The organism is Pseudomonas muyukensis (genome assembly GCF_019139535.1).
GTDB lineage: Bacteria > Pseudomonadota > Gammaproteobacteria > Pseudomonadales > Pseudomonadaceae > Aquipseudomonas > Aquipseudomonas muyukensis.
Genome location: NZ_CP077073.1, coordinates 2144329 through 2170305, shown reverse-complemented (window position 1 = coordinate 2170305; position 25977 = coordinate 2144329). Strand labels below are relative to the sequence as shown.

21 protein-coding genes are annotated in these 25977 nt (G+C 66.3%); 8 read left to right on the top strand and 13 right to left on the bottom strand.

All coding sequences use genetic code 11. From position 1 onward, the window contains the following. Positions 1-23 precede the first annotated feature (23 nt). From KSS95_RS09750 to KSS95_RS09725, 6 genes are all read right to left on the bottom strand, one after another. The gene (locus KSS95_RS09750) at positions 24-2480 is read right to left on the bottom strand and encodes an EAL domain-containing protein (RefSeq protein WP_217853476.1); all 2457 of its coding nucleotides are present in this window, start codon (positions 2478-2480) and stop codon (positions 24-26) included. A 246-nt stretch (positions 2481-2726) separates the two neighbouring features. Next, positions 2727-4559 (bottom strand): ABC transporter ATP-binding protein, encoded by a 1833-nt coding sequence (locus KSS95_RS09745; protein ID WP_217853475.1) that lies wholly within the window; start codon positions 4557-4559, stop codon positions 2727-2729. Further along, on the bottom strand, positions 4552-5184 hold the full coding sequence (locus KSS95_RS09740) for a DsbA family protein (RefSeq protein ID WP_217853474.1): 633 nt from the start codon (positions 5182-5184) through the stop codon (positions 4552-4554). The genes KSS95_RS09745 and KSS95_RS09740 overlap by 8 nt, the downstream gene beginning before the upstream one ends. Before the next feature lie 3 nt (positions 5185-5187). After that, positions 5188-6120: an oxygen-dependent tRNA uridine(34) hydroxylase TrhO gene (gene trhO, locus KSS95_RS09735; protein WP_134689257.1), complete on the bottom strand. Its 933-nt coding sequence runs from the start codon at positions 6118-6120 to the stop codon at positions 5188-5190. 205 nt (positions 6121-6325) lie between these two features. Further along, positions 6326-6622, bottom strand: coding sequence for a BolA family protein (locus tag KSS95_RS09730; protein ID WP_217853473.1), 297 nt, complete (start codon positions 6620-6622; stop codon positions 6326-6328). 10 nt (positions 6623-6632) lie between these two features. Beyond that, positions 6633-7157 (bottom strand): DUF2059 domain-containing protein, encoded by a 525-nt coding sequence (locus tag KSS95_RS09725; protein WP_217853472.1) that lies wholly within the window; start codon positions 7155-7157, stop codon positions 6633-6635. A gap of 154 nt (positions 7158-7311) precedes the next feature. On the opposite strand from KSS95_RS09725, the gene KSS95_RS09720 reads away from it, so the two are divergent. Next, on the top strand, positions 7312-8706 hold the full coding sequence (locus KSS95_RS09720) for a class II fumarate hydratase (protein WP_217853471.1): 1395 nt from the start codon (positions 7312-7314) through the stop codon (positions 8704-8706). A 52-nt stretch (positions 8707-8758) separates the two neighbouring features. Here KSS95_RS09720 and KSS95_RS09715 read toward each other — a convergent pair whose 3' ends face one another. Continuing rightward, entirely contained in the window at positions 8759-9712 is a 954-nt protein-coding gene (locus tag KSS95_RS09715; protein ID WP_217853470.1) for a DMT family transporter, read from the bottom strand. Between the two features lie 178 nt (positions 9713-9890). Next, on the bottom strand, positions 9891-11381 hold the full coding sequence (gene pap, locus KSS95_RS09710; RefSeq protein ID WP_217853469.1) for a polyphosphate:AMP phosphotransferase: 1491 nt from the start codon (positions 11379-11381) through the stop codon (positions 9891-9893). A gap of 164 nt (positions 11382-11545) precedes the next feature. Here pap and mnmC point away from each other — a divergent pair, with 164 nt between their 5' ends. The 5 genes from mnmC (at position 11546) to KSS95_RS09685 (ending at position 19574) form a co-directional block, all read left to right on the top strand. Beyond that, on the top strand, positions 11546-13513 hold the full coding sequence (mnmC, locus tag KSS95_RS09705; RefSeq protein WP_217853468.1) for a bifunctional tRNA (5-methylaminomethyl-2-thiouridine)(34)-methyltransferase MnmC2/FAD-dependent 5-carboxymethylaminomethyl-2-thiouridine(34) oxidoreductase MnmC1: 1968 nt from the start codon (positions 11546-11548) through the stop codon (positions 13511-13513). A 161-nt stretch (positions 13514-13674) separates the two neighbouring features. After that, positions 13675-15462, top strand: coding sequence for an N-acetylglutaminylglutamine amidotransferase (locus tag KSS95_RS09700; protein WP_217853467.1), 1788 nt, complete (start codon positions 13675-13677; stop codon positions 15460-15462). A 3-nt stretch (positions 15463-15465) separates the two neighbouring features. After that, the gene (gene ngg / locus KSS95_RS09695; protein WP_217853466.1) at positions 15466-17211 is read left to right on the top strand and encodes an N-acetylglutaminylglutamine synthetase; all 1746 of its coding nucleotides are present in this window, start codon (positions 15466-15468) and stop codon (positions 17209-17211) included. Positions 17212-17390: 179 nt separating this feature from the next. Continuing rightward, complete coding sequence (locus tag KSS95_RS09690) at positions 17391-18575, top strand: osmoprotectant NAGGN system M42 family peptidase (protein ID WP_217853465.1); 1185 nt, start codon at positions 17391-17393, stop codon at positions 18573-18575. Between the two features lie 771 nt (positions 18576-19346). After that, entirely contained in the window at positions 19347-19574 is a 228-nt protein-coding gene (locus KSS95_RS09685) for a YheU family protein (RefSeq protein WP_217853953.1), read from the top strand. Between the two features lie 7 nt (positions 19575-19581). Here KSS95_RS09685 and KSS95_RS09680 read toward each other — a convergent pair whose 3' ends face one another. Together KSS95_RS09680 and KSS95_RS09675 are read right to left on the bottom strand one after the other, a co-directional pair. Then, on the bottom strand, positions 19582-19770 hold the full coding sequence (locus KSS95_RS09680) for a carbon storage regulator (RefSeq protein WP_217853464.1): 189 nt from the start codon (positions 19768-19770) through the stop codon (positions 19582-19584). A gap of 125 nt (positions 19771-19895) precedes the next feature. Continuing rightward, the gene (locus tag KSS95_RS09675; RefSeq protein WP_217853463.1) at positions 19896-20711 is read right to left on the bottom strand and encodes an SDR family oxidoreductase; all 816 of its coding nucleotides are present in this window, start codon (positions 20709-20711) and stop codon (positions 19896-19898) included. 204 nt (positions 20712-20915) lie between these two features. Between KSS95_RS09675 and KSS95_RS09670 the strand changes: the two genes are divergently transcribed. Further along, positions 20916-21068, top strand: coding sequence for a DUF3309 family protein (locus KSS95_RS09670; protein WP_134689280.1), 153 nt, complete (start codon positions 20916-20918; stop codon positions 21066-21068). A gap of 59 nt (positions 21069-21127) precedes the next feature. On the opposite strand, the gene KSS95_RS09665 is transcribed toward KSS95_RS09670, so the two are convergent. From KSS95_RS09665 to KSS95_RS09655, 3 genes are all read right to left on the bottom strand, one after another. Next, positions 21128-22792, bottom strand: a complete 1665-nt coding sequence (locus KSS95_RS09665; RefSeq protein WP_217853462.1) for a cation acetate symporter — start codon at positions 22790-22792, stop codon at positions 21128-21130. Next, complete coding sequence (locus KSS95_RS09660; protein WP_134689284.1) at positions 22789-23100, bottom strand: DUF485 domain-containing protein; 312 nt, start codon at positions 23098-23100, stop codon at positions 22789-22791. Before KSS95_RS09660 ends, KSS95_RS09665 begins: the two co-directional genes overlap by 4 nt. Before the next feature lie 234 nt (positions 23101-23334). Beyond that, a complete protein-coding gene (locus tag KSS95_RS09655; protein ID WP_217853461.1) occupies positions 23335-24192 on the bottom strand; it encodes a glycine betaine ABC transporter substrate-binding protein in 858 nt (285 codons plus the stop codon). A 234-nt stretch (positions 24193-24426) separates the two neighbouring features. Between KSS95_RS09655 and KSS95_RS09650 the strand changes: the two genes are divergently transcribed. Then, on the top strand, positions 24427-25962 hold the full coding sequence (locus tag KSS95_RS09650) for a glycoside hydrolase family 17 protein (RefSeq protein WP_225935570.1): 1536 nt from the start codon (positions 24427-24429) through the stop codon (positions 25960-25962). Positions 25963-25977: the final 15 nt, after the last annotated feature.

Here is a 25977-nt window from a genome sequence, read left to right as displayed (position 1 = left end):
TCCCTGTGATTTCCGGGCGTTGTTCAGCGAAAGGTCCCCGGTGCCCGGTGCAAAAGGGGCCTCGCGGCAATCCGTTGGCGCTGCAGGCTGTCGCAGGTGAAGACCTGCGGGCGTTCGATGAGGTATCCCTGGGCGTAGTCCACGCCGATCTCTTGCAAAGCCTGCTCGATCAACGGCGTTTCGACGAACTCGGCGATGGTTCGCTTGCCCATGACGTGGCCGATGTGGTTGATCACTTCGACCATCGCCCGGTTGATCGGGTCGTCGAGCATGTCTTTGACGAAACTTCCGTCGATCTTCAGGAAGTCTACAGGCAAATGCTTCAAATAGGCGAATGACGACATCCCGGCGCAGAAGTCGTCCAGGGAGAACCGACAGCCCAATCCCTTCAATTCATTGATGAAGCGAATCGCGCTGCCAAGATTGGCGATGGCGCTGGTTTCGGTAATTTCGAAACAGATCAACCGCGGCGGGATATCGAACTCGCCAAACAGCCGTTGCAGGTACTCGAGGAACTTGTCGTCACCGATGCTCGAGCCCGACAAATTGATCGCGCACATGGCCAGCGGCCCTTCGCGGCCTTCGTCCAGGCACTGGCGGATGGTCTGGAACACGTTGCGCACCACCCAGCGGTCGAGGGCGGTCATCAGGCCGTAGCGCTCGGCCGCCGGAATGAAGCTGTCGGGCAGGATGGTGCGCCCGCTTTCGTCGTGCAGGCGCAGCAGGATCTCGATATGGCCGGGCCCTTCGTGGGGCTGCAGCGGCGCGATCTCCTGGGCATAGAGGCAGAAGCGGTTCTCCTCGAGCGCCACATGCAGGCGCTGGATCCAGGCCATTTCGCCGAAACGCATGGACAGCTCGCTGTCATCGGCGTGGTACACCTGCACGCGGTTGCGCCCCTTCTCCTTGGCCATGTAGCAGGCCATGTCGGCGGCCCGCAGCGACGCCTCCAGGGTGGTCGGCACCTGGGCGATGTGTACCAGGCCGATGCTCACGGTGGTGACGAAAGGCCGCCCCTTCCAGACAAAATGCAAACTCTGCACCGCCTGGCGCAACTGCTCGGCGATGCGTTCGGCCTGATCCGACGGGCAGTTTTCCAGCAGCACGCCGAACTCGTCGCCGCCCAGCCGGGCCAGGGTGTCGCCCTCGCGCAGGCCCGCCTGCAACACCGCGCAGATGTGCCGCAGCAGCTCGTCGCCGGCGGCATGGCCGCTGGTGTCGTTGACCAGCTTGAACTGGTCGAGGTCGAGAAACATCAGCGAATGGCGCCCGGCCTGGCGCGCCAGGCCGTTGAGCGCCTGCTCCAGGCGGTATTCGAACTCACGGCGGTTGGCCAGGCCGGTGAGTGCATCATGGGTGGCCTGCCAGGACAGGTTGGCGATGTACTGGCGCTCCTGGGTCATGTCATGCAGCACCACGACGATGCCGCTGAGCTGCCCCTCGCTGAGGATGGGCGAGCCGACCAGGTTCACCGACACCGTGCTGCCGTCCAGGCGCTGGATCAGCCGGGCATGCTCGGCGCCGCCCTTGAGGCTGCCACTGCGCACCTGCTCCACCAGGGTGTGGCCGTCCTTCTCGGCGTTTTCATCGAGCAGGCTGAACAACGCCGCCAACGGCAGGCCCTGGGCCTGGGCCGCCTGCCAGTGGGTCAATTGCTCGGCGGCAGGGTTCATGTAGGCGATGCAGCCATCGACATCAGTGGTGATCACCGCATCGCCGATTGACTCGAGGGTCACCTGGGCGCGTTCCTTTTCCGCCTGCAGCGCACTGGCGAATGCCTGGCGCTGGGCCAGCAGCTTGCTCGAGCGCAGCCAGGCCATGGCAATGAGGAACAGCGCCGTGGCCAGGTTGGTGATCATCAGCACCTTGAGCAGCATCCGCGAGCCTTCGCCCAGGGCATCGCTGAACGCCTTGGCCGCGGGCGTCACCCCATCGTTGATGACCACGATGCGCGCCCGCCAGTTGGCCACCTGGCGTGCATCGACCGCGCCGGCGGCGAAACCTGCGCGCATCTCGTCGGCCAGCACGTCGAGCTGGCGCAGGTAGTCGTCGCCGATATCCCAGTAATGAATGGCGGTTTCCATGTAGCTGATATGGCGGAAGTTGCGATAGAACCAGATGATCCGGGCGACATCGTCGGGGTGGTTGCCGCCCTGCAGGATGCCGCGACGGGCGGCCGCCAGATCGGGTTCGGGGCGATCCAGGGCCAGGCGCAGGTCGAAATCGCCCTGGGGCACGAGGATGGCGCGGCGGTAGCGGGCGTAGGTCAGCGGGTCGCGGTCATCGGCATAAAGGTTGAGGTAATAGATGGCGTCCTTCTGCGCCTTGGACCACAGGCTTTCGCCCGCCACATAGGCGCGCACGGCGGACAACGCGTAGAGACTCAGGCTGCCCAGCAGTACCTGGAACAGCACAACGGCGACGAAGGGCCAGATGATACCCAGCAGCCTTGGCGCTTCGAGAGTCCGATTTCCCTTCATGTAATCCCTGTCACGGCGGCAGATAAGGCACGAATCGACCTAGACAAAGCACAGCGTAGGCCATTTGCCATGCGTTTGGCGTGCTTTTTGATGACGGCAACCAGGGAATACAGCGCCTGTAGGAGCGGCCTTGCGTCGCCAAAGGGTTGCGCAGCAACCCCAGGCCCGGCGCAGCGTTCGAGATTGCCGGGGCCGCTGCGCGGCCCTTTCGCGACACAAGGCCGCGCCTACACAGCCAGAAGAAAATCAGCTCTGCTGCAGGTGACCGTACAGCTTGGCGTACAGGCCGCCCTCGGCGATCAACTGCTGGTGGTCGCCGTCCTCGGCCACATGGCCGCCATCGAACACCAGCACGCGGTCGGCCTGCTTCACCGCCGACAGCCGGTGGGCGATGATCAGCGTGGTACGACCACTGAGGAAGCGCGCCAGGGCCTGGTGCAGGTTGTACTCGGTGGCGGCATCCAGCGCCGAGGTCGCCTCGTCGAGGATCACCACCTTGGGCTCGGCCAGCACCATCCGGGCGATGGCCAGGCGTTGGCGCTGGCCACCGGACAAGCGCACGCCGGAGCGCCCGACCACGCTGTCCAGGCCCTGGGGCAAGGCGGCGATGGTCGCGTCCAGCTGGGCGATGCGCAGCGCCTGCCAGCAGGCGTCGTCGCTGCAGTCACGGCCCATGCTCAGGTTGGCGCGCACGCTGTCGTTGAACAGCGACGGGTGCTGCAGCACCACGGCGACATGCTCGCGCAAGGTTTCCAGGCCGATCTCCTGCAGGCTGGCGCCACCGAAACGGATGGTTCCGGCCTGGGCGCCATACAGCCCCAGCAGCAACTGCACCAGGGTGCTCTTGCCGCCGCCACTGGCGCCAACGATGGCCACCTTCTCGCCCGGCGCGATGGACAGGTTCAACTGGTCGAGCACCGGCTCGTCGGCGTAGGCGAAGCGCAGGTCACGCACCTCGATACCCACCGTCGCACGCCCGGCAAACGGATCGCTGGCCGCCGGATACTGCGGCTCGTCGGCGCGCGCCAGCAACTCGTTGAGCCGGCTCAGGGCACCGCCGGCGGCGTAGTAGGCGTACTGCAGGTTGAGCAGCTGTTCTACCGGGCCAATCATGAACCACAGGTAGCTGAACACCGCGAGCATCTGGCCGATGGACAGGTCGGAGAACAGCACGGTGAGCATGGCCGCGGCGCGGAAGATATCGATGCCAAACTGGAACAACAGGCCACTGGCACGGCCACTGGCGTCGCTCTTCCACTGCGAGGCCACCGCATAGTCGCGCACTTCCCGGGCCCGCAGCCCCAGGCGACCGAGGAAATAGCCCTGGCGGTTGCTGGCGCGGATTTCCTGGATTGCATCCAGGGTTTCCGACAATGCCTGGGTGAACCGCGCGGTGCTGTCGTTCTCGAGCTTCTTCAGGTGCTTGACGCGCTTGCCCAACTGCACGGTGAAGTAGATCACCAGCGGGTTGAACAGCAGGATCAGCAGCGCCAGCTGCCAATGCATCCAGATCAGGATCGCAGCGGTGCCGGTGAGGGTGAGCACCGCCACCAGGAAACGGCTGAGGGTCTCGCCGACGAACTTGTCGAGGGTGTCCAGGTCGGTGACCAGGTGGGTGGTTACCGTGCCACTGCCCAGGCTTTCATATTCCTTGAGGGAAATGCGCTTGAGCCGGTCGATCAGGCGGATACGCAGGCGGTAGACGATGTCCTTGGCCAAGCCGGCGAACAGCTTGGCCTGCACCACGTTGAACGCCAACGCGGCCAGGCGCAGGCCGAGGGTGGCGCACAGCATCAGGCCGATATAGCCCGCCGCCACCTGCCACTTGCCAGGCAGGAAATGGTTCATCCACTGCAGCGCGGTATCGCCATGGCCGAGCAGCACTTCATCGACCAGCAGCGGCAGCAGCAACGGGATCGGCACGCTGCACAGGGCGGCGAGCACGGCCACCAGGTTGGCGCTCCACAGGGCTTTTTTGTGGTGCAGGGCCAGGCGGCGGATCTGCGCCCAGCTCAGGCGATCGGGCGCAACGGGGGACTTCCCTGGCACAGGGTCTGGCGACCCGGGCAGATCAAGCACAGGCGGCCTGCTGCAGCCAGCGGCCGAGCAAGGGTTGCAGGCTGTCCAGCGGCTGGTAGCCGTTGGTCAGCAGGGCCAGTTGGCCATTGCGCTCGGCCAGCAGCGTGGGAAAACCGGCGATGCCCAGGTCCTGCACCCAGGCGAAATCGGCGGCGGTGGCGGCGCGGCTGTCGTGGCTGGCGAAATGCGCGGCGAACGCCTCGCGGTCGAAGCCGGCCTGGGCGGCCAGGTCCACCAACTGCGGGGCGTGGGTGACATCCACGCCCTGCGCGTAGAACGACGCCTGGATCAGCTTGAGCAAGCGCCACATGCCCTGGGCGTCCAGCTCACGCGCGGTCACCAGGGCCCGGCAGGCCGGCTCGGTGTCGTAGACGAAGCCGTCGGGCATCGCCCCATCGAAGCGGAATCCCTGCCCGGTGGCGTCATGCACCGCCTGCCAGTGCTCGAGGATGTACTTGCGGGTCGAGGCGTCCAGGGCGCTGCCACCGCTGCGCAGGCCACCGGGCACCAGGCGGGTGTCGACCCCGGCCTCGCGCGCCTGGGCGATCAACGCCTCGGCCACCGGGGCGAAGCCCCAGCACCAGGAGCACATCGGGTCCATCACATAGAGCAGGCGTGCGGACATGCATCAGGCCTCGGCTTTGTAGTTGTAACCGATCGGGTGTGGCAGGTTGCGCGCCTTGGCCAACTCGATCTGCTTCTGCCGGTCCATGGCGCTGCGGCGGGTCTTCTCGCTGAGGCTGTCCCAGCAATGCGGGCAACTCACCCCTGGCGAATAGTGCTCGGACTCGCGGTCCTTGGCATCGACCGGGTGGCGGCAGGCATGGCACTGGTCGTACTCGCCCTCGCTGAGGTCGTGGCGCACGGTGACCCGATTGTCGAAAACGAAGCAGTCGCCGTCCCAGAGGCTTTCTTCCTGGGGGACTTCCTCGAAGTATTTCAGCACCCCACCCTTGAGATGATAGACCGCTTCGAAGCCTTCACCGAGCATGTAGCTGGAGGCTTTTTCGCAACGGATGCCGCCGGTGCAGAACATCGCGACCTTCTTGTGCTTGCTCGGGTCGAAGTTGGCCTTGATGTAGTCGGGGAACTCGCGGAAGGTCTCGGTCTTCGGGTCGACGGCGCCCTTGAAGGTGCCGATGGCCACTTCGTAGTCGTTGCGGGTGTCGATCAACAACACTTCAGGGTCGCTGATCAGGGCGTTCCAGTCCTTGGGCTCGACATAGGTGCCGACGGCCTTGTTCGGGTCGACGCCGGGCACGCCCAGGGTGACGATCTCTTTCTTGAGCTTGACCTTGGTGCGGTAGAACGGCTGTTCGTCGCAGTACGACTCTTTGTGGTCGACATCCACCAGGCGCGGGTCGTTGCGCAGCCAGGCCAGCAGCGCATCGATGCCTTCGCGGGTGGCCGAGACGGTACCGTTGATGCCTTCGTTGGCCAGCAGCAGGGTGCCTTTGACGCCGTTGTCGAGCATGGCCTTGAGCAGCGGCTCACGCAGTTCGACGTAGTCTTCGAGGGTGACGAACTTGTACAGCGCCGCCACGACGATCGGTTGAGTCATGAAGCTGAATCTCCAGGTGGTTGCCCTCGTAAGGGGCGGACCGGGGTTGACATAAAAAGCATGGGGGCGCCTTGCGCCCCTTTCGCGACACAAGGCCGCGCCTACAGGGGAATTGCGTATGCCTGTAGGCGCGGCCTTGTGTCGCGAAAGGGCCGCAAAGCGGCCCCCGGATTTTGCGAGATTGTACCAGAACGACGGAAAGGATTCAGTGCCCGCCGCCGGCGCACACCGGCGAGGCTGGCGCCACGCCGACCGCCGCCCACTCCGCGGGCGTATAGGTGTGAATCGCCAGGGCATGAATCTCGCCCATCAGTTCACCCATGGTGGCGTAGACCTTCTGGTGGCGCTTGACGCTGTTCAGCCCGGCGAACTGCTCGCTGACCAGCACCGCCTTGTAGTGCGTTTCCTGGCCACGGCTGTGCATGTGGCTTTCGTTGTGCACTTCAAGGTGCTGGTCGCCCAGGGCCGCCAGCTGCTGTTCGATGCGTTGCTGCATGCTCATCGCTTCAGGCTCACTTCTTCGCCGGGGCGGCGGCCTTGCCGGCGCTCGGGTCGAGTTCCTTGGTCATGTCCTCGAGCAGCTTGTTGACCACCGGCACCGCCGGTTCCAGGCTCTGCTGGGTCAGCTGGGCCGACTGCTGGGTGACCTTGGGCATTTCGCGCAGGACTTTCTTGCCCAGCGGCGACTCGTAGAACTTGACCAGGTCGTTCAGCTCGGCCTCGGTGAAGGTCGCGGTGTACAGGTTGACCATCTGCGGCTTGAGTTTCTTCCAGCCGATGGCGTTGTCCAGGGCGGCGTTGGCCTTGGCCTGGTAGCTGTCGAGCACGCCCTTCTTGGCGGCCGGGGCCTTGGTCTGCTCGAAACGCTGGGCGAACATCTGCTGGACCTGCATGTACACCGGAGTGCCCAGCTTGTCGGCATTGGCCAGGGTCAGGAATTTCTCGGCGGCAGCGTTGTGCGCTGGAGTGGCTGCGAGTACCTGGCCGCTGGCGCAAACCAGGGCAACGGCGGCACAGAGGGCACGGAGACGGGTCATTGCATTTCCTTCAAGAGAGGGAGGCGGATACCTCAGGGTAGAGCATTCTGCGCCGTGATGGCGAAGTGCTCAAGTGGCACGACGAGCGATGGAACCGCTGTGTCGAATCAGGGCCTAAACTGCGGTTTCGAACTACCAAAGGAGTGAGCGCAGCATGAGCCGTATCGAGACAGACAGCCTGGGCCCGGTCGAAGTTCCAGAGGACGCCTACTGGGGTGCGCAGACCCAGCGTTCGCTGATCAACTTCGCCATCGGCAAGGAGCGCATGCCGCTGGCGGTGCTGCACGCCCTGGCGCTGGTCAAGAAAGCCGCTGCCAGGGTCAACGACCGCAACGGCGATTTGCCCGCCGATATCGCCCGCCTGATCGAGCAGGCCGCCGACGAAGTGCTCGACGGCAACCACGACACCCAGTTTCCGCTGGTGGTGTGGCAAACCGGCAGCGGCACCCAGAGCAACATGAACGTCAACGAGGTGATCGCCGGGCGCGCCAACGAGCTGGCGGGCAAGGGCCGTGGCGGCAAGGCGCCGGTGCACCCCAACGATCACGTCAACCGCTCGCAGAGCTCCAACGACTGCTTCCCCACCGCCATGCACATCGCCGCCGCCCAGGCCGTGCACAGCCAGCTGCTGCCGGCGGTCGCCGAGCTATCGGCGGGGCTGGCCGAGCTGTCGGCGCGCCATGCCCATCTGGTCAAGACCGGCCGCACGCACATGATGGATGCCACGCCGATCACCTTCGGCCAGGAGGTCTCGGCCTTCGTCGCCCAGCTCGACTATGCCCAGCGTGCCATCCGCGCCACCCTGCCGGCGGTGTGCGAACTGGCCCAGGGCGGCACGGCGGTGGGCACCGGGCTGAATGCCCCGCACGGCTTCGCCGAAGCGATTGCCGCGGAACTGGCCGCGCTCTCCGGCCTGCCGTTCGTCACCGCGCCGAACAAGTTCGCCGCCCTCGCCGGCCACGAGCCGCTGACCAGCCTGGCCGGGGCGCTGAAGACCCTGGCCGTGGCGCTGATGAAGATCGCCAACGACCTGCGCCTGCTGGGCTCGGGCCCTCGCGCGGGGCTGGCCGAAGTGCGCCTGCCGGCCAACGAGCCGGGCAGCTCGATCATGCCCGGCAAGGTCAACCCGACCCAGTGCGAAGCCTTGTCGATGCTGGCCTGCCAGGTGCTGGGCAACGACGCGGCGATCGGCTTCGCCGCCAGCCAGGGGCATCTGCAGTTGAACGTGTTCAAACCGGTGATCATCCACAACCTGCTGCAGTCGATCGAGCTGCTGGCCGATGGCTGTCGCAACTTCCAGCAGCACTGCGTGGCCGGCATCGAGCCGGACGCCGAGCAAATGGCCGCGCACCTGGAGCGCGGGCTGATGCTGGTGACCGCGTTGAACCCGCACATCGGTTACGACAAGGCGGCGGAAATCGCCAAGAAGGCCTACAGCGAGGGCAAGACCCTGCGCGAGGCGGCACTGGAATTGAAGTACCTGACCAACGAGCAGTTCGACCAGTGGGTAAGGCCAGAAAACATGCTGGCGCCCGGCGGGAAAGGTTGACTCATCACCTGTAGGCGCGGCCTTGTGTCGCGCCTACAGGTATCGCGTCGGGTTATTGGGCCTGCGCCCTCTTCGCCCGCCATCCTGCGATCAGCGACGGCCCCAGCGCCACCAGCGCCGAGCCCAGCACCACCGTCACCGCTCCGACATACCCCAGGCCGTTGATCTGTTCGGCGTGCACATAAGCCGGCCACAACCAGGCGCCCAGCGCCACCGCGACGAAGGTCACCAGCGGTGTCAGCGCCAGGGTCGCGCTGACCCGCGAGGCCTCCCAATGCGCCAAGGCCTCGGCAAACGCGCCATAGGCCACCAGCGTGTTCAGGCAGCAGGCCAGCAGCAGCCAGCCCTGCAACGGGCTGAGCTGCAGCGCCTGCAGCGGATGCACCCAGGGCGTGAGCAGCAGCGCGCAGCAGAGGTAGATCACCATCATCACCTGCTGCGAATTCCACACCGTCAGCAACTGCTTCTGGCTCAGGGCATAGAACACCCAGATGCTGGTCGCCAGGAGGATCGTCAGCACCCCGGTGGTGTAGGTACCCAGCGAGCCGAGCAACTCCTCCAGGCGCTGGTTGAAGAACAAGGCAAACCCCGCCAGCAGCACCAGCAGGCCCAAGCCCTGCCCCAGGCTGAAACGCTCCTTGAACACCAACACGCTGGCCACCAGCAACAGCACCGGGCCCAGTTGCACCACCAGTTGCGCGGTGCCGGGGCTGAGCAGCTTGAGGCCGACCAGGTACAGCACGTAGTTGCCCACCAGCCCAGCTACCGCGATGGCCACCAGGCCCCTGCCCTTGGCGCCCAAGCGGCGCAGCGACGGCAAGCGGCGGTGGGCGGCCAGCCAGGCGAACAGCAGGCCGCCCGAGACGGACAGGCGGTACCAGGTGACGGTCACCGGGTCCATCACCTGCAACACCTGCTTGAGCTTGATCGGCAGGATGCCCCAGAGCAACGCGGTCAACAGTGCCAACAGCAGGCCATGGACCCAGCGTCCGGAAGAAATGTGCATGCGATCCTCGAGTCGGGCCTTGGGGGGAGCGTGCAGTCTAAAGGCTGGCCGGGGAGGATGTGACGGGAAAAGATTTCATCAAGTCATTCCCTGTGCGCATGCTGTACCGCCCGCCTCGCCTGGTTCGCCAGCAAGGCGGGCGCCTGCAGGTGACGCGCATGGGGTTTGAAAGTCGTCGTTATTTCTTGTGCTTGGCGAACGCCGCCTCCAGCGCCTGGTTGATGGTGCGCAGCACCTTCACCCGCGCCCAGCGCTTGTCGTTGGCCTCTACCAGGGTCCAGGGCGCGATCTCGGTGCTGGTGCGATCGACCATGTCGCCCACCGCCTCGGCATAGACATCCCACTTGTCGCGGTTGCGCCAGTCTTCCTCGGTGATCTTGTAACGCTTGAACGGAATCTGCTCGCGCTCCTCGAAGCGCTCCAGCTGGGTCTGCTGGTCGATGGCCAGCCAGAACTTGACCACCACCACCCCGGCGTTGCTCAACTGCTCCTCGAAGTCGTTGATCTCGCCGTAGGCGCGCATCCAGTCGGCTGGGCTGCAAAAGCCCTCGACCCGCTCCACCAGCACCCGGCCATACCAGGAGCGATCGAAGATGGTGAACTTGCCACGGGCCGGGATATGCCGCCAGAACCGCCACAGGTAAGGCTGGGCGCGTTCTTCCTCGGTGGGCGCGGCAATCGGCACGATGCGGTACTGGCGCGGGTCCAGCGCCGCCGCCACACGGCGGATCGCCCCGCCCTTGCCCGCCGCGTCATTGCCTTCGAACACCGCCACCAGGGCATGGCGGCGCATGCGCTTGTCGCGCAGCAAGCCGGCGAGCCGGGCCTGTTCGGTGACCAACTGCTCGGCGTAATCCTTCTTGTCCAGGCTCAGGGTCATGTCCAGGGCGCCGAGCAGGCTTTTCTGGTCGATGCTGCGCCCCAGCGGCGCGACATTGCCCTGGTGCCTGGGCGGGGTATTGGCCAAGGCTGCCTGCAAGCTCTCCAGCAGGATCCGCCCAACCGCCAGGCTGCGGTAATACGGGTCGACGCCCTCGACCACATGCCAGGGCGCATAGTCGCGGCTGGTGCGGCGCAGCACGCGCTCGCCGAAACGCACGAAGCGGTCGTAGGTTTGCGACTGCTGCCAGTCCAGCGGGCTGATGCGCCAGTTGTGCAGCGGGTCGTCGCGCAGCGCCTTGAGCCGGGCCTTCATCTGCTTCTTGGACAGGTGGAACCAGAACTTGATGATCAACGCGCCTTCCTCGCAGAGCATCTGCTCCAGGCGCTCGGCCCCGGCGATGGCCTGGTCGAGCACGGCATCCTTGAACTGGCCATGCACCCGGCCTTCGAGCATCTGGCTGTACCAGTTGCCGAAGAACACCCCCATCCGCCCTTTGGGCGGCAGTGCCCGCCAGTAGCGCCAGGCCGGCGGGCGGGCCAGTTCTTCGTCGGTCTGCTGGTCGAAGGTGCGCACCTCGATCAGCCGCGGGTCCATCCATTCGTTGAGCAACTTGACCGTTTCGCCCTTGCCCGCGCCCTCGATGCCGTTGATCAGCACGATCACCGGGAAACGCGCCTGCTGCTTGAGTTCGTACTGGGCCTCGAGCAGCGCCTCGCGCAGGGCGGGGACCTCGGCCTCGTAGGTGTCCTTGTCGATGCTGTGACCGATTTGCGCGGATTCGAACATGGATGGCTCCTTCAATGGATAAGCAAGACTAGCGGAATTGTGCTTCGCCTGTACCGGCCCATTCGCCGGCAAGCCGGCTCCTACGGTGATCGCGTCGCAGGTACGCACTGCGTAAATTCCGCGGATGACATAAAATCCGCCCATTCGCTGCAACCGAGCCAACCATGTCCACCCTCCTTCAGCATGCCCAGATCGACTGGGACGACCAGGGCCGCCCCCACTCGCGGCAATACGACGATGTCTATTTCGCCATCAACGAAGGCATCGACGAGACCCTGCACGTGTTCATCGAGCAGAATCACCTGCGCCAGCGCTTCGCGGCAATGACACCGCACGACTGCCTGGTGATTGGCGAGACCGGCTTTGGCACTGGCATGAACTTCTTTTGCGCCTGGCAACTGTTCGCCGAGCTGGCCCCCGCCGAGGCGCGCCTGCACTTCGTCAGTGTCGAGAAGTACCCGCTGAGCCGCGATGACCTGGCCCGGGCCATGCAACTGTGGCCGCAGCTGGCGGCCTTCACCCAGCCGCTGCTGGCGCAGTACGTGGCGATTCACCCAGGTTTCCAGCAGTTCAGCCTCGACGGCGGCCGGGTCACCCTGACCCTGATGATCGGCGATGCGCTGGAGCAGCTGCCCCAGCTCGACGCGCGCATCGACGCCTGGTTCCTCGACGGCTTCGCCCCGGCGAAGAACCCCGACATGTGGACCCCCGAGCTGTTCAGCCAACTGGCGCGGTTGTCGCGACCAGGGGCCACCCTGGGCACCTTCACCACCACCGGCTGGGTGCGCCGCGCGCTGATCGAAGCCGGCTTCAGCATGAAGAAGGTGCCAGGCCTGGGCAAGAAATGGGAAGTGATGCACGGTGCCTACCACGGCGCCGCGCCAGCACCGGCCGCGCCCTGGTATGCACGCCCCGACCCACTGCCCGGCCCACGCGAAGCGCTGGTAATCGGCGCGGGCCTGGCCGGCAGCGCCAGCGCCCGCAGCCTGGCCAGCCGTGGCTGGCAGGTCAGCGTGCTGGAGCGTCACGCCGGCCCTGCCCAGGAAGCCTCAGGCAACCCCCAGGGCGTGCTGTACCTCAAGCTGTCCGCCCACGGTACCGCCCTGTCGCAGATGATCCTCGCCGGCTTCGGCTACACCCGCCGCTGGCTCGAGCGCCTGCAGCGCGGCCAGGACTGGGATGCCTGCGGCGTGCTGCAATTGGCGTTCGATGAAGCGGAAGGCCAACGCCAGGCCAAGCTTGCCGCTGCCTTCGACCGCAGCCTGCTGCAACCGCTCGAGCGTGAGCAGGCCCAGGCCTTGGCCGGGGTGGCGCTGGCCAGCGGCGGCCTGTTCTACCCCGAAGGGGGCTGGGTGCATCCGCCGGCCCTGTGCCAGGCCCAGCTGGCGCACCCGCGCATTCGCCTGCTCAGCCATGCCAACGTCATCGAACTGCGCAAGGCCGACGGCCTGTGGCAGGCCTGGGACGGCGAGCGCCTGCTGGCCAGCGCGCCGCTGGTGGTGCTGGCCGGGGCAGCCGAGGTTGGCCATTTCCCGGCTTGCGCCGGGTTGCCGCTCAAGCGTATCCGCGGGCAGATCACCCGCCTGCCCGCCACCCTGGCCAGCCAGGCACTGAGCACGGTGGTGTGCGCCGAAGGCTATGTGGCGCCCCCGCGCGGCGCTGAACACACCTTGGGCGCCAGCTTCGACTTTCATAGCCAGGACACCACGCCCAGCGTCGCCGAGCACCAGGGCAACCTGGCGCTGCTGGAGGAAATTTCCAGCGACCTGGCGCAACGCCTGGGCACCGCCGGGCTCGACCCGGCGCGGCTCGAAGGCCGCGCGGCGTTTCGTTGCACCAGCCCGGACTACCTGCCCATCGTCGGGCCGCTGGCGGACGCCGAACGGTTCGCCGAGCGCTATGCCGTGCTGGGCAAGGACGCACGCCAGGTGCCTGGGTTGCAATGCCCGTGGCTGGAAGGGTTGTATGTGAACAGCGGGCATGGCTCGCGGGGGCTGATTACCGCGCCGCTGTGTGGCGAGCTGATTGCCGCGTGGGCCAGTGGCGAACCGCTGCCGGTGCCCAGGGCGGTGGCCGAGGCATGCCACCCGAATCGCTTTGCCTTGCGCCGGTTGATTCGCGGCAAGGCCTAGTGTGGTGTTCGCCGGCGTAGCCGGCGCCTACCGGGTATGCCGCAGCACCATTCATCCCATATAACAGATCGATCTAAAACTCTCAGAATTCGCCCCGGTCCCTACCTAAGTGCCCCACCTTTGGGCGCACACCTCCCCAACGGCAAAACCGGTAAGGACTTATGTGCGGATTAGCAGGAGAGTTACGTTTCACCCCCATCGACCAAGCCCCCCGCCCGGCGGACCTCGCCGCGGTGGAGCGCATCACCCACCACCTGGCGCCCCGCGGCCCCGACGCCTGGGGCTTCCATAGCCAGGGCCCGATCGCCCTCGGCCACCGCCGGCTGAAGATCATGGACCTGTCCGACGGCTCGGCGCAGCCGATGGTCGACAGCACCCTGGGCCTGTCGCTGGCCTTCAACGGCGCCATCTACAACTTCCCCGAGCTGCGCGAAGAGCTGCAAGCCCTGGGCTACAGCTTCTGGTCCGACGGCGACACCGAGGTACTGCTCAAGGGCTACCACGCCTGGGGCGCGGCGCTGCTGCCCAAGCTCAACGGCATGTTCGCCCTGGCCATCTGGGAGCGCGATGCCCAGCGCCTGTTCCTGGCCCGCGACCGGCTCGGCGTCAAGCCGCTGTACCTGTCGCGCAACGGCGAACGCCTGCGCTTCGCCTCGACCCTGCCGGCGTTGCTCAAGGGCGGCGACATTGACCCGATGATCGACCCGGTGGCGCTCAACCACTACCTCAACTTCCATGCCGTGGTGCCGGCGCCGCGCACCCTGCTGGCCAACGTGCAGAAGCTCGAGCCCGGCAGCTGGATGCGCATCGACCGCCACGGCGAAGTCGAACGCCAGACCTGGTGGCAATTGCACTACGGCGCCAACCCCGACGAGCGCGAGCTCGACCTGGAAGGCTGGACCAGCCGCGTGCTCGACGCCACCCGCGACGCCGTGGCGATTCGTCAGCGCGCGGCGGTGGACGTTGGCGTGCTTCTGTCCGGCGGCGTCGACTCGAGCCTGCTGGTCGGCTTGCTGCGCGAGGCCGGGGTGGACGACCTGTCGACCTTCTCCATCGGCTTCGAGGATGCCGGCGGCGAGCGCGGCGACGAATTCCAGTACTCCGACCTGATCGCCCGGCACTACGGCACCCGTCACCATCAGTTGCGCATTGCCGAACACGAGATCATCGAGCAGTTGCCCGCCGCCTTCCGCGCCATGAGCGAGCCGATGGTCAGCCACGACTGCATCGCCTTCTACCTGCTGTCGCGGGAAGTGGCCAAGCACTGCAAGGGCGTGCAGAGCGGCCAGGGCGCCGACGAGCTGTTCGCCGGCTACCACTGGTACCCCCAGGTGGACGGTGCCGAGGATGCCTTCACGGCCTACCGCGAGGCCTTCTTCGACCGCAGCCACGCCGAGTACCGCGATACCGTGCAGGCCCCCTGGCTGCTGGAAACCGACGTGGCCGGCGACTTCGTCCGCGAGCACTTCGCCCGCCCCGGCGCAGCCGACGCGGTGGACAAGGCCCTGCGCCTGGACAGCACGGTGATGTTGGTGGACGACCCGGTCAAGCGGGTGGACAACATGACCATGGCCTGGGGCCTGGAGGCGCGCACGCCGTTCCTGGACTACCGCCTGGTGGAGCTGTCGGCGCGCATTCCGGCGCGTTACAAGCTGCCCGACGGCGGCAAGCAGGTGCTCAAGCAGGCCGCGCGGCGGGTCATTCCCCACGAGGTGATCGACCGCAAGAAAGGCTACTTCCCGGTGCCGGGCCTCAAGCACCTGCAAGGCGCCACCCTGGGCTGGGTACGCGAACTGCTGACCGACCCGAGCCAGGACCGCGGCCTGTTCAACCCGGCAATGCTCGACCGCCTGCTGAGCAATCCCCATGGCCAGCTCACCCCACTGCGCGGCTCCAAGCTGTGGCAACTGGCGGCCCTGAACCTGTGGCTCAGCGAACAAGGAATCTGACCGATGAAAGCTCACGAGATCGCTTACGGTCAGCGCCTGCTGCGCGGCCAGGCGCCGTCCTACGAGCGCCTGCAGGCGCGCCTGGCCGGCGACGGTAGCGAACCCCACGACCGACCACGGGCGGTGCATTGCGGCTGGGGCCGATTGCTGATCGGGCATACCTATGCCGACCCGCTGACCCTGGCCGAAGACCTGCTCGAGGAGCGTGGCGGCGAGCGCGACATCGCCCTGTACGTCGCCGCGCCTCAGCAGGTACTGGCCCAGGCACCGCAGCAGTTGTTCCTCGACCCGTCGGACACCTTACGCCTGTGGTTCACCGACTACCGCCCGGCGCAACGGGTGTTTCGCGGTTTTCGCATCCGCCGGGCGCAGAGCCCGGCGGACTGGCAGGCCATCAACACCCTGTACCTGGCCCGCGGCATGCTGCCGGTCGATGTCGAGCGCCTCACCCCGCGCCATCAGGGCGGCCCGGTGTACTGGCTGGCCGAAGACGAGGACAGCAACGCAGTGATCGGCAGCGTCATGGGCCTGGACCACAGCAAGGCCTTCGACGACCCCGAGCACGGCTGCAGCCTGTGGTGCCTGGCGGTGGACCCGCACTGCACCCGCCCGGGGGTCGGCGAGGTGCTGGTGCGCCACCTGATCGAGCACTTCATGAGCCGTGGCCTGGCCTGCCTGGACCTGTCTGTCCTGCACGACAACCGCCAGGCCAAGCGCCTGTACAAGAAGCTGGGCTTTCGCAACCTGCCGACCTTCGCGGTCAAGCGCAAGAACGGCATCAACCAGCCACTGTTCCTCGGCCCCGGCCCGGAGGCGACTCTCAACCCCTACGCGCGAATCATCGTCGACGAGGCGCTGCGCCGGGGCATCGAGGTGCAGGTGGACGATGCTGGCGCAGGCTTGTTCACCCTCAGCCTGGGTGGCAGGCGGGTACGGTGCCGCGAGTCGCTGAGCGACCTGACCAGCGCCGTGACCATGACCCTGTGCCAGGACAAGCGCCTGACCCGGCAAGCCTTGCACCAGGCCGGGCTGCAAGTGCCGGCGCAGCAGCTGGCGGGCAACGCCGACGACAACCTGGCGTTTCTCGACGAACACGGCGCGCTGGTGGTCAAGCCCGTGGATGGCGAGCAAGGCCAGGGCGTGGCTGTGAACCTCACCTGCCACGAGGACGTCACCCACGCCGTGGAACAGGCCCGGCGTTTCGACAGCCGCGTGCTGCTGGAGAGTTTCCATGCCGGCAGCGACCTGCGCATCGTGGTGATCGGCTACGAAGTGGTGGCGGCGGCGATCCGTCATCCGGCGCAGGTGATTGGCGACGGCAGCCACAGCATTCGCGCGTTGATCCAGGCGCAAAGCCGCCGTCGCCAGGCAGCCACCGGCGGCGAGAGCCGCATACCGCTCGATGAGGAAACTGCGCGTACGCTCAAGGCCGCCGGCCTGGGCTACGACGACATCCTCCCGGCCGGGCAGCGGCTGGCTGTGCGCCGCACCGCCAACCTGCACACCGGCGGCACCCTGGAGGACGTCACCGCGCGCCTGCACCCGGTGCTGGCCGATGCCGCCGTGCGCGCCGCCCGCGCCCTGGAAATTCCCGTGGTGGGCCTGGACTTCATGGTCCGCGATGCCGAGCATCCGGACTACGTGATCATCGAGGCCAACGAACGGGCCGGGCTGGCCAACCATGAACCGCAGCCGACGGCGGAACGCTTCGTCGATCTGCTGTTTCCGCATAGCCGGGCCTTGGCCTGACAGCCCCTCGGTTTCGTGCAAAAGCGGCCTTGTGTCGCGAAAGGGTGCGCAGCGCCCCCCGGGTTTTCAGCTTCGCTGCATCCATTGCCGGGCTCGCTTTGCGGGCCTTTCGCGACACAAGGCCGCGCCTACAAAGACCTTGCGCCATGTGCAAATTCAACTCGACCGGAGACCTGGACATGTCCGAACGACACCTCGAACCCGACCTCGACTACCTCAAGCGGGTACTGCTGGAGATGCTCGCCATCCCCAGCCCCACCGGTTTCACCGACACCATCGTGCGCTATGTCGCCGAGCGCCTGGACGAACTGGGCATTCCCTTCGAGCTGACCCGCCGCGGCACCATCCGCGCCACCCTCAAGGGCCGGCAGAACTCGCCCGACCGCGCCGTGTCGACGCACCTGGACACCATCGGCGCCAGCGTGCGCCAGTTGCAGGACAACGGTCGCCTGGCGCTGGCAGCGGTGGGCTGCTGGTCGAGCCGCTTCGCCGAGGGCAGCCGGGTCAGCGTGTTCACCGACACCGGCGTGTACCGCGGCAGCGTGCTGCCGCTGATGGCCAGTGGGCATGCGTTCAACACCGCCATCGACCAGATGCCGATCAGCTGGGAGCACGTGGAGGTGCGCCTGGACGCCTACTGCGCCACCCGCGCCGACTGCGAGGCCCTCGGCATCGCCATCGGTGACTTCGTCGCCTTCGATCCGCTGCCCGAATTCACCGAAAGCGGTCATATCAGTGCCCGTCACCTGGATGACAAGGCCGGCGTGGCGGCGCTGCTGGCCGCGCTCAAGGCCGTGGTGCAAAGCGGTCGCCAGCCGCTGATCGACTGCCACCCGTTGTTCACCATTACCGAGGAAACCGGCTCGGGCGCCGCGGCCGCCCTGCCCTGGGATGTCAGCGAATTCGTCGGTATCGATATCGCCCCGGTGGCGCCAGGCCAGGCGTCCAGTGAACATGCGGTGAGCGTGGCCATGCAGGATTCGTCCGGGCCCTATGACTACCACTTGTCGCGGCACCTGCTGAAACTGGCCGGCGACCAGGACCTGGCGGTCCGCCGCGACCTGTTCCGCTACTACTTCAGCGATGCCCACTCGGCGGTGACCGCCGGCCACGATATCCGCACGGCGCTGGTGGCGTTCGGCTGCGACGCCACCCATGGCTACGAGCGCACCCATATCGACAGCCTCGCCGCCCTGAGCAAGCTATTGGCCGGCTACCTGTTGAGCCCACCAGTGTTCGCCAGCGACTCGCAACCGGCCAGCACCTCGCTGGAGCGCTTCAGCCATCAGCTGGAGCATGACGCGCAGATGGAGAGCGATACCCGGGTGCCGGCGGTGGACAGCCTGGTGGGAAACAAAGGCTGACGCCCAGGGCCCCTGGGGTGGCCGCACCCCCCGTAGGAGCCGGCTTGCCGGCGAACACCGGCGCAGCCGGTGCCATCCTCCGCGTTGCCTGGTTCGCCAGCAAGGCTGGCTCCTACGGGTGTTGCAGGCCGTAAGCGTTGTAGGAACCGGCTTGCCGGCGAACACCGGCGCAGCCGATGCCATCTACCGCGTCGCCTGGTTCGCCAGCAAGGCTGGCTCCTACGGGTGTTGCAGGCCGTAATCGGCGTAGGAGCCGGCTTGCCGGCGAACACCGGCGCAGCCAGTGCCATCCACCGCAGCGCCTGGTTCGCCAGCAAGGCTGGCGCCTACGGGTGTTGCAGGCCGTAATCGGCGTAGGAGCCGGCCTTGCCGGCGAACACCGGCATGGCCGGTGCCAGCCTGCGCGGTGCCTGGTTCGCCAGCAAGCTGGCCCTACAGACGTGATGCACACCCTCTGACACAGCATGCTCCTACGGGTATTGCAGGCCGTAATCGGCGTAGGAGCCGGCTTGCCGGCGAACACCGGCGCAGCCGGTGCCATCCACCGCAGCGCCTGATTCGCCAGCAAGGCTGGCGCCTACGGGTGTTGCAGGCCGTAATCGGCGTAGGAGCCGGCCTTGCCGGCGAACACCGGCATGGCCGGTGCCAGCCTGCGCGGTGCCTGGTTCGCCAGCAAGCTGGCCCTACAGACGTGATGCACACCCTCTGACACAGCATGCTCAGGCAATTTCACGTAGCATGCGCTCATTGCCCACCACCATCGCCCAGACCATGCTGATCCCCCACGACCAACTCGAAGCCGAAACCCTGACCCGCCTGATCGAGGACTTCGTCACCCGCGACGGCACTGACAACGGCGACGACACGCCACTGGAAACCCGCGTGCTACGGGTGCGCCAGGCGCTGGCCAAGGGGCAGGCGTTCATCCTGTTCGACATGGACAGCCAGCAGTGCCAGTTGCTGGCCAAGCACGACGTGCCACGGGAACTGCTCGACTGAGCCAGCCTCAGGCTTGCGCCTTGTCCTGGGCCTGCTCCTTGATCCGCTTGTACACCTCGACCCGGTGCACCTCCACCTCGCGCGGGGCAATGATGCCGAAACGCACCTGGCCACTGCGCTCGATGCCCATCACCTGGATCCTGATGTCATCTGCGATGACGATCACCTCGCCCACTTCACGTCCGATTACCAGCATGTTCCAGTCCTCCTGCTCATGGGAAAACCGGAGACTGCACCCTGGCCTTTCACCTACTCAATCGTTCGCCTGATAAATAGACACGCCCTACCTAGCGCGGTAATAACTCCTACAGACCATTCCTGTTAATGGCTGTTTCTACGCTGTTTCGCGCGCATTTTCACCGCCATCTCGGCCATCTCGTCATACAGCCGCTGCGGCGCCTGGCACTTGAGTTGCCATGCCTGGCGCCCGGCTTCGTGCGGCAGGATGAGGAACTCCCCCGCCGCAACCTTGGCATGGATATGCTCGGCGATATCGGCGGCGCTGATCGGCGAGCCCTCCAGCAGCTTGCCGACCTGGGCCTTCATCGCCGGGTCGGGGCCGCGGAACGAGTCGAGCAGGTTGGTCTGGAAGAACGACGGGCAGACCACATGCACCGCCACCTCGACCTGGCGCAGTTCCACCAGCAGGCTCTCGGACAGCGCCAGCACGCCGGCCTTGGCGACGTTGTAGTTGCTCATCCCCGGGCCCTGCATCAGGGCCGCCATCGAGGCGATATTGATGATCCGCCCGCGGCTGCGCTCGAGCTGCGCCAAGAATGCCTTGCAGCCCTTGACCACTCCCATCAGGTTGACCGCGATCTGCCAGTCCCAGTCCTCCAGCGACAGCTCGGCGAAGAAACCGCCTGCGGCCACCCCGGCATTGTTGACGATCACGTCGATGCCGCCGAACTTCTCCTCGCAGGCCTGGGCCAGGGCGGTGAGCTGGCTGTAGTCGCGCACGTCGCAGCGCTGGACGAAGCCGTCGCCACCGGCCTGGCGCACCAGCGCCAGGGTTTCGCTCAGGCCGGCCTCGTTGACGTCGGCCAGGGCCAGCCGCCAGCCGTCACGGGCCCAGCGCAGGGCGATCTCGCGACCCAGGCCGGAGCCGGCCCCGGTGATCATCATTCGGTTGTGCATGGTCAAGCGCCTTGAACAGTGGAATTGGCCTGGAGTCTAGCCACAACAGGCTCGCCGGCGGTGTGGCATCAGGGTGCTGAATAAGCGGCTATCCAGCGTACAGGCGCAGGCGACGGATTGAATCTTTGCCCACCGGCGCCGGTCGGAATTCATAAGCGCCCGGCTTCGCGCGCCCCAGCCCTTCCCTCACGCAAGGACTCCACCATGACCACGATCCTCATCATCATCCTGATCCTGCTGCTGATCGGTGGCTTACCGGTCTTCCCCCACTCCCGCGCCTGGGGCTACGGCCCGTCCGGTATCGTCGGCGTGGTGCTGGTGATCCTGCTGATCCTGGTGTTGCTGGGCCACATATGACGCCCTGAAACGACAACGCCCCGGCCAAGGCCGGGGCGTTGTGCGTTCAACGCAACCGATCAGTGCGACACGGCGCCACTGGCCCCCAGGCCGGTCTGCGAACGGACGAACTGCGGGAAGAACAGCGCGCGTTCGTCTTCGGCCGCCTTGGACTTGTCGGTGACCGAGAAGAACCAGATGCCGGCGAAGGCGATGATCATCGAGAACAGCGCCGGATACTCGTACGGGTAGATGGCTTTCTCGTGACCGAGGATCTGCACCCAGATGGTCGGGCCGAGGACCATCAGGCCCACCGCGCTGATCAAGCCCATCCAGCCGCCGATCATGGCGCCGCGGGTGGTCAGCTTCTTCCAGTACATCGAGAGCAGCAGCACCGGGAAGTTGCAGCTGGCGGCAATGGAGAACGCCAGGCCGACCATGAAGGCGATGTTCTGGTTTTCGAACAGAATGCCCAGGCCGATCGCCAGCACGCCCAGGGCGACGGTGGTGATCTTCGACACGCGGATCTCGTCCTTGTCGTTGGCCTTGCCCTTGCGCCAGACACTGGCGTACAGGTCGTGGGACACCGCCGAGGCGCCGGCCAGGGTCAGGCCGGCGACCACCGCCAGGATGGTGGCGAAGGCCACCGCCGAGATGAAGCCGAGGAAGATGCTACCGCCCACCGCATCGGCCAGGTGCACCGCGGCCATGTTGTTGCCGCCCAGCAGGGCGCCGGCGGCGTCCTTGAAGTCCGGGTTGGTGCTGACCAGCAGGATCGCGCCGAAGCCGATGATGAAGGTCAGGATGTAGAAGTAGCCAATGAAGCCGGTGGCGTAGAGCACGCTCTTGCGCGCTTCCTTGGCATCGCTGACGGTGAAGAAGCGCATCAGGATGTGCGGCAGGCCAGCGGTACCGAACATCAGCGCCAGGCCCAGCGAGAACGCCGAGATCGGGTCCTTGACCAGGCCGCCCGGGCTCATGATCGCCTCGCCCTTGGCGTGTACCTTGATTGCCTCGGAGAACAGCGTGTTGAAGTCGAAGCCCACGTGTTTCATCACCATCAGCGCCATGAAGCTGGCGCCCGACAGCAACAGCACCGCCTTGATGATCTGCACCCAAGTGGTGGCGAGCATGCCGCCGAACAGCACGTACAGGCACATCAGGATGCCGACCAGGATCACCGCCACGTGGTAGTCCAGGCCGAACAGCAGCTGGATCAGCTTGCCGGCACCGACCATCTGCGCGATCAGGTAGAAGGCCACCACCACCAGCGAGCCCGAGGCCGACAGGGTGCGGATCTCTTTTTGCCCGAGGCGGTACGAGGCGACGTCGGCGAAGGTGTACTTGCCCAGGTTGCGCAGGCGTTCGGCAATCAGGAACAGGATGATCGGCCAGCCGACCAGGAAGCCGATGGAGTAGATCAGGCCATCGTAGCCGGAGGTGAACACCAGCGCCGAGATGCCCAGGAACGAGGCCGCCGACATGTAGTCGCCGGCAATCGCCAGGCCGTTCTGGAAACCGGTGATGCGGCCACCGGCGGCGTAGTAGTCAGACGCCGACTTGTTGCGTTTGGAAGCCCAGTAGGTAATCCCCAGGGTGAAGGCGACGAAGGCCACGAACATGGCGATCGCCGAGACGTTCAGCGGCTGCTTGTGCACCTCGCCGGTCAGGGCGTCGGCGGCCCACACGGCGGGTGCGAAAGCGCCGCAGGCCAGAACGGCCAGGGCTTTGGCGTGACGGATCATTGCTTGGCCTCCTCGAGGATCGCCTTGTTCAATTCATCGAACTCGCCGTTGGCGCGGCGCACATAGATGGCGGTGAGCACGAACGCCGAGACGATCAGGCCGACGCCCAGGGGAATGCCCCAGGTGATCGACGAATCGGGGCTCAACTTGGCACCCAGCAGATGCGGGCCATAGGCGATGAGGAGGATGAAGGCGCAGTAGAGGCCGAGCATGATCGCCGAGAGAATCCAGGCGAAGCGCTCGCGCTTGGTGACCAGCTCCTTGAAGCGCGGGCTGTTCTGTATCGAGAGGTAAATGCTGTCGTTCATTGTTTTTGTCCTAGCAGCACAGATTAGGGAGAACCCGACTCCACTTTATGCTGCCGTTGGACGCCAACCAGACGACCTTAGTCTTAGATGCAACGGTGTTTTACAGATTTCGCAACAACCGTTCGCCCTGTTGGAGCGGCTTTGCCGCGATGCAGGCATCGCGGTGCCTGGTACCCGCTTCGCGGGTGATCGCGGCTGAAGCCGCTCCTACACAGGTCAATGGGCCAGATCGAGCTACTTGCCCGTCCACTCCTTGACCCGTTCGGGGTGCTTGGCCACCCAGTCCTTGGCCGCGGCCTCAGGCTTGGCACCCTCCTGGATCGCCAGCATCACCTCGCCGATCTCATCCTTGGACTGCCATTGGAATTTCTTCAGGAACTCGGCCACTTCCGGTGCCTTGCTCGCCAGCTCCTTGCTGCCGATGCTGTTGACCGTCTCGGCCGCGCCATAGACGCCCTTGGGGTCCTCGAGGAACTTCAGCTTCCACTTGGCGAACATCCAGTGCGGCACCCAGCCGGTCACCGCGATGGACTGCTGCTTGGCGTAGGAGCGCCCCAGCTCGGCGGTCATCGCCGCGCCGGAACTGGCGGTGAGCTTGTAGCCCGTCAGCTCGTAGTCCTTGATCGCCTGCTCGGTCTTGAGCATCACCCCGGAGCCGGCGTCGATGCCGACGATCTTCTGCTTGAAGCTGGTGTCGGTCTTGAGGTCGGCAATGCTGCTGGCCTTGACGTACTCGGGGACGATCAGGCCGATCTTGGCATCCTTGAAGTTGGGGCCGTAGTCGACCACATTGTCCTTGTTCTTGGCCCAATACTCGCCGTGGGTCACCGGCAGCCACGCCGACAGCATGGCATCCAGCTTGCCGGTGGCCACGCCCTGCCACATGATGCCGGTGGCCACCGCCTGCAGCTTCACGTCGTAGCCGAGCTTCTGCCTGATCACTTCGGCGGCCACGTTGGTGGTCGCCACGCTGTCCGACCAGCCGTCCACGTAACCGATGCTCACTTCCTTGGCCATTGCCTGCGCGGTGCTCATGGCCAATACCAGGGCGGCGCCCACGCCCAGGAAACGTCGCATTCTTGTAATCGTCATCAAGGCATCCCCTCGTCAGGTCTTGGAGCCTGCATCATCGACCTGCCCCCGCGCGCGACCTGCTCTGTCAGCGACCTCCAGCGAACGATCAGCGACAGCACTGTGCCATTAACGCCATCGCGCGCCGTGGCCCTGCGCGATCCTTGCATGCCAAAGGCTTGGCGCCGGGCTACTATCACAGGCCCTTGGGGCGGCACAGCGGCCCCGTATCCGAATTCGACGATGGACCGCCCGATGTCGCGCACCCCCTACCTGTTCGCCTGCCTGCTGGCCGTGCTTGGCCTGGGCGCCCTGTGGCATGGCCTGGGCAAGCCCGTGCACCTGCCCGACGCCGCCAGCCCGGCGCACAAGCTGCAATGCGCCTCCTACACCCCGTTCGACAAGGATCAGTCGCCGTTCGACCAGCCGTTTCGCTTGCGTCCGGCACGCATGGACGCCGACCTGGCCCTGCTCGCCGAGCGTTTCCAGTGCATCCGCACCTATTCGCAGACCGGCCTCGAGGCGATCCCGGCGTTGGCGCGCAAGCACGGCCTGAAAGTGATGCTCGGCGCCTGGGTAAACGCCAACCCGGTCGACACCGACAAGGAAATCGACCTGCTGATCGCCGCCGCCAAGGCCAACCCGGATGTGGTCAGCGCGGTGATCGTCGGCAACGAGGCGCTGCTGCGCAAGGAGGTCACCGGCCAACGCCTGGCCGCGCTGATCGCCAAGGTCAAAAGCCAGGTGCCGGTGCCGGTGACCTATGCCGATGTCTGGGAGTTCTGGCTGCAGCACCCCGAGGTGGCGCCGGCGGTGGACTTTCTGACCATCCACTTGCTGCCCTACTGGGAGGACGATCCGCACGGCATCGACGCGGCGCTGGCCCATGTCGCCGAGGTGCGCCAGGTGTTCGGCAAGCGTTTCGCGCCCAAGGATGTGCTGATCGGCGAAACCGGCTGGCCCAGCGAAGGCCGCCAGCGCGAGACCGCAGTACCGAGCCGGGCCAACGAGGCGCGTTTCATCCGTGGTTTCGTCGCCCTGGCCGAGGCCAATGGCTGGCGCTACAACTTGATCGAGGCCTTCGACCAGCCGTGGAAACGCGCCAGCGAAGGCGCGGTAGGGGGTTACTGGGGCCTGTACGATGCCGACCGCCAGGACAAGGGCGTGCTCGAAGGGCCGGTGAGCAACCTGGCGCTGTGGCCGCAATGGTGGCTGGCCAGCGCACTGCTGTTGCTGGCCACCCTGGCCTTGGCCGGGCGCCCGGCGGATCGCCGCGCCGCCCTGCTGCTGCCCCTGCTCGGGGCGCTGGGCGCCGCCAGCCTGGGGCTGTGGGGCGAACTGATGCGGACCAACGCGCGTTTCGCCGGGGAGTGGCTGTGGGCACTGGCGCTGGCCGGCTTGAACCTGCTGGTGCTGGCCCACGCGGCCTTGGCCCTGGCCCGCCGCGAGGGCTGGCGGCAACGGCTGTTCGCCTGGCTCGAGGCGCGCGCCGGCAGCTGGCTGCTGGCCGCAGGCTTCGCCGCGGCGGTCAGCATGCTGGCGCTGGTGTTCGACCCGCGTTACCGCAGCTTCCCCAGTGCCGCGCTGCTGCTGCCGGCGGTGGTTTATCTGCTGCGGCCGGTGCCGACGCGGCGGGCGGAGGCGGCGTTGCTGGCGTTCATCGTCGCTGCCGGCATAGCGCCCCAATTGTGGCGCGAGGGGCTGGCCAACCAGCAAGCCTGGGGCTGGGCGCTGGTCAGCGTGCTGATGGTCGGCGCCTTGTGGCGCAGCCTGCGGTTGCGCCTGGGGTAACGCCATCGCGCGGCA